The organism is Priestia sp. P5_B4, assembly GCF_056400385.1.
The window spans coordinates 1-1,185 of the sequence record NZ_JBFULJ010001054.1 but is presented as its reverse complement, the minus strand read 5'-3'; the positions used below and the strand labels follow the sequence as shown (position 1 = coordinate 1,185).

The following is a 1,185-nucleotide window of genomic DNA, read 5'->3' as shown; positions in this document are numbered from 1 at the left end:
GTCCAGGGTACATCTATAGCAATGACCGAGACTTGCTTCAGCTCCTAGATCAACATATTTCGCAAATTATTGCCAAAAAGCAGGTTGGCGATCTTGTTTATGGCTTCAAGCACTTTCAAGAAGAATACAATATTCATCCTCGTCAATGGGTGGACGTAAAAGCATTGCTTGGTGACAAATCGGACAATATTCCGGGTGTTCCTGGTGTAGGAGAAAAAGCCGCACTGCCTCTTATTCAACAATATGGCTCTATCCATGAAATTTATGCACAAATTGAACAATTAGATCCAGCTTTTAATCGTTACAAAAAAAAGCTGGCCGAAGGAAAAGAACTAGGTATGCTTAGTCGTGAACTTGCTGAGATTATTATAGACATTCAAGAAATCAGTATGTTGAATTGGGGAAAATTAACATTTATGTATGATTATGAACGATGGAATAAAGAAATTCAAAGTCTAGAACTAAACATTAGGATTCGCTCATGATTTTTAGTACAATACAATTTATGAACATGAGAAAGGAGTAACAAGCGTGCAACCAATTCATAAAGAAACAGTCCAAAAAAAAATACAAACATTTTTAAATAAAGACGTATATGTACACCTTGAAACGACAAACGGTGCATATGCTTCACACGTAAATGAAAAAGTAATGACAGTTGGGGCTTTTATTCGCAATGGTAAAGTCACTATTTCAAACGGAAAGATAACTGGAGAAGGTCCTTATCGTGTAGGTCTTCAAATTGATTTAGGATGGATTTATGCAGAGGGATTAACAGATTGGGAAATTGATGAAGGCGGCCGACTTCTTCTAGCTGGGCATGACTTTGAAGGCCGTTTAGCAGTTGCCCTTCAATTAAGTGAACATCCGTTTTCATAACAGAAAAGAGAGGAGAATAGAACATGGAAGAAAGATTATTAATTGTATTTCCTCATCCTGACGATGAAGCATATGGAGCAGCAGGAATGATCACGCAAGCTAGACAAAAAGGAACGCCCGTTACATATGCCTGTGTTACGCTAGGTGAAATGGGACGAAATATGGGTAGACCGCTGTTTGCTAACCGTGAAACTTTACCTCAAATCCGAAAAAAAGAACTTTTAGATTTAGCGAACGTTTTAGATATTCAAGACTTGCGTATGCTAGGGCTTCGTGATAAAACGCTGGAATTTCTTGATATTGATG

General features: G+C 37.8%; 3 protein-coding genes. All 3 read left to right on the top strand.

What is annotated here, in order from left to right; all coding sequences use genetic code 11:
* Window positions 1-485: 5'-3' exonuclease (locus AC1DRF_RS28715; protein ID WP_477742400.1), on the top strand; the 485-nt coding region annotated here is incomplete at its 5' end.
* Between the two features lie 46 nt (window positions 486-531).
* A complete protein-coding gene (locus tag AC1DRF_RS28710) occupies window positions 532-879 on the top strand; it encodes a YojF family protein (protein ID WP_427076252.1) in 348 nt (115 codons plus the stop codon).
* A gap of 23 nt (window positions 880-902) precedes the next feature.
* The coding region (locus tag AC1DRF_RS28705) for a PIG-L family deacetylase (protein WP_477742399.1) at window positions 903-1,185 on the top strand (283 nt) is incomplete at its 3' end.